Here is a 2,387-nt window from a genome sequence, read left to right as displayed (position 1 = left end):
CGGGGCCGAGGGCGTCGACGGTGGCGGGCGACAGCTCTTCGGCGATCAGCACAACGCCGGTTGTCACAGTGTTAGCAGTGCTCACGACAGTGTGTCCTTAACTGTCCGGTTCTCCCCGGCACGTAGGTGGCGTGGAAGGCGGGGGGAAGGTGGCATGCCGCGTAGGTAGACGCACGACGCTGTGGGCCTGACGCGCACTCGGAAGTGTATCGACGGGCTGGGTACCGGGCTGCTCCCGTCCGGCGAAATCACCCGGACGGGAGCAGCCTAGTTGTACAAGGGCCCTGCGGAATGCGGCAGGAGCGCGCGGCAGGACCGTCGCCGGACCGGAGTCCGGGCAGGCTCAGGCCTTCTCGTTCACCCAGCTCATCAGCGAGCGGAGCTTCTTGCCGGTGGTCTCCAGCAGGTGGTCCTCGTCGGCCTTCTTGTACTCGTTGTACTTCGGCAGACCGGCCTTGTACTCGGCGATCCAGGTGTTGGCGAAGGTGCCGTCCTGGATCTCCTCGAGGACCTTCTTCATCTCGGCCTTGGTGGCGTCGGTGATGATGCGCGGACCGGTGACGTAGTCGCCCCACTCGGCGGTCTCGGAGACCGACCAGCGCATCTTCTCCAGGCCGCCCTCGTACATCAGGTCGACGATGAGCTTCAGCTCGTGCAGGCACTCGAAGTACGCGATCTCCGGCTGGTAGCCGGCCTCGACCAGGGTCTCGAACCCGGCCTTCACCAGGGCTGCGGTGCCACCGCAGAGGACGGCCTGCTCACCGAACAGGTCGGTCTCGGTCTCCTCGGTGAAGGTGGTCTTGATGACGCCGGCCTTGGTGGCGCCCAGGCCCTTGGCGTAGGAGAGCGCCAGGGCGAAGGCGTTGCCGGTGGCGTCCTGCTCGACGGCGACGATCGCGGGGACGCCGCGGCCCTCCTCGTACTGGCGGCGGACCAGGTGGCCCGGGCCCTTCGGGGCGACCATGCAGACGTCGACGTCGGCCGGCGGCTTGATGAAGCCGTAGCGGATGTTCAGGCCGTGGCCGAAGAACAGGGCGTCGCCGGCCTTCAGGTGCGGCGCGATGTCCTGGGCGTAGACGTCGGCCTGGATCGGGTCCGGGACCAGGATCATGATGACGTCGGCCTCGGCCGCGGCCTCGGCGGGGGGGACCACGCGCAGACCGGCCTCCTCGGCCTTCTGGCGGGACTTCGACTCCGGCTTCAGGCCGACCCGGACGTCCGCACCGGAGTCGCGCAGGGACAGCGCGTGGGCGTGGCCCTGGCTGCCGTAGCCGATGACCGCGACCTTGCGGCCCTGGATGATGGACAGGTCGGCGTCGTCTTCGTAGAACAGCTCGGCCACGGGGGCACATCTCCTTGCGTGATGGTCTTGCCGGGTACTGCGTTTCCTACGGTACGTGGACCCGGCGGGGGTGTGGGGCAGTGCTTCAGGGGGTGAGACGGCGCGCGTCGGCGCTGGTCACGCCGGTGGTGGGCGCGCCGTCCCCGGGTCACGCGCTGCGGTCGAGGGCGCGCAGCGAGCGGTCGGTGATCGACCGGGCGCCGCGCCCGATGGCGACCAGGCCGGACTGGACCAGCTCCTTGATGCCGTACGGCTCCAGCATCCGGAGCATCGCCTCCAGCTTGTCCGAGCTGCCGGTGGCCTCGATGGTCACCGCGTCCGGGGACACGTCGACCGTCTTGGCGCGGAACAGCTGGACGATCTCGACGATCTGCGACCGGGTCTCGTTGTCGGCGCGGACCTTCACCAGGACCAGTTCCCGCTGGATCGCAGCGGCCTGGTCGAGCTCGACGATCTTTATCACGTTGACGAGCTTGTTGAGCTGCTTCGTGACCTGTTCCAGCGGAAGGTCCTCGACGTTGACCACGATGGTCATCCGGGACACGTCCGGATGCTCCGTCGGGCCGACGGCGAGGGAGTCGATGTTGAAGCCCCGACGGGAGAACAGCGAGGCGATGCGGGCGAGCACGCCGGGCTTGTTCTCGACCAGGACGGAGAGGGTGTGCTTGGACATGTGTCTCTGTTTCCTCGGTCGCTAGGGGGTCCGGCGAGCCGGTCGTGAGCGGGGTGGCGGCGGGCCTGGGGGTGCCCCCGGCCAGAGGCTGGGGAAGGGCGGGCCGTCAGTCGGTGTCGTCGCCGAAGTCGGGCCGGACGCCCTTGGCGAACTGGATCTCGTCGTTGCTGGTGCCGGCCGCGACCATCGGCCAGACCATGGCGTCCTGGTGGACGATGAAGTCGATGACCACCGGGCGGTCCTCGATCTCCATCGCCTGCTTGATGACCGCGTCGAGGTCCTCGGGGCGCTCGCAGCGCAGGCCGACGCAGCCCATCGCCTCCGCGAGCATCACGAAGTCCGGGATCCTGGTGCCGCCCTGGACCGGCGGTT

General features: G+C 68.7%; 3 protein-coding genes. All 3 read right to left on the bottom strand.

What is annotated here, in order from left to right; translation table 11 throughout:
* Positions 1–343: 343 nt before the first annotated feature.
* Positions 344–1,342 (bottom strand): ketol-acid reductoisomerase, encoded by a 999-nt coding sequence (ilvC, locus tag MCM47_RS39745; protein WP_238951721.1) that lies wholly within the window; start codon positions 1,340–1,342, stop codon positions 344–346.
* A 148-nt stretch (positions 1,343–1,490) separates the two neighbouring features.
* Entirely contained in the window at positions 1,491–2,015 is a 525-nt protein-coding gene (ilvN, locus tag MCM47_RS39740) for an acetolactate synthase small subunit (RefSeq protein WP_238951331.1), read from the bottom strand.
* A gap of 106 nt (positions 2,016–2,121) precedes the next feature.
* A partial coding sequence (locus tag MCM47_RS39735; protein WP_238951720.1) for a thiamine pyrophosphate-dependent enzyme occupies positions 2,122–2,387 on the bottom strand: 266 nt, incomplete at its 5' end.

It is taken from the genome of Kitasatospora sp. A2-31, from assembly GCF_022288725.1.
GTDB lineage: Bacteria > Actinomycetota > Actinomycetes > Streptomycetales > Streptomycetaceae > Kitasatospora.
Note: the sequence above shows the minus strand (reverse complement) of the source record. Positions and strands in the feature narration are given on the sequence as shown.

Bases quoted from the DNA above. Each gene is read 5' to 3' on its own strand.
- ilvN (WP_238951331.1), bottom strand. From the start codon at position 2,015: ATGTCCAAGCACACCCTCTCCGTCCTGGTCGAGAACAAGCCCGGCGTG.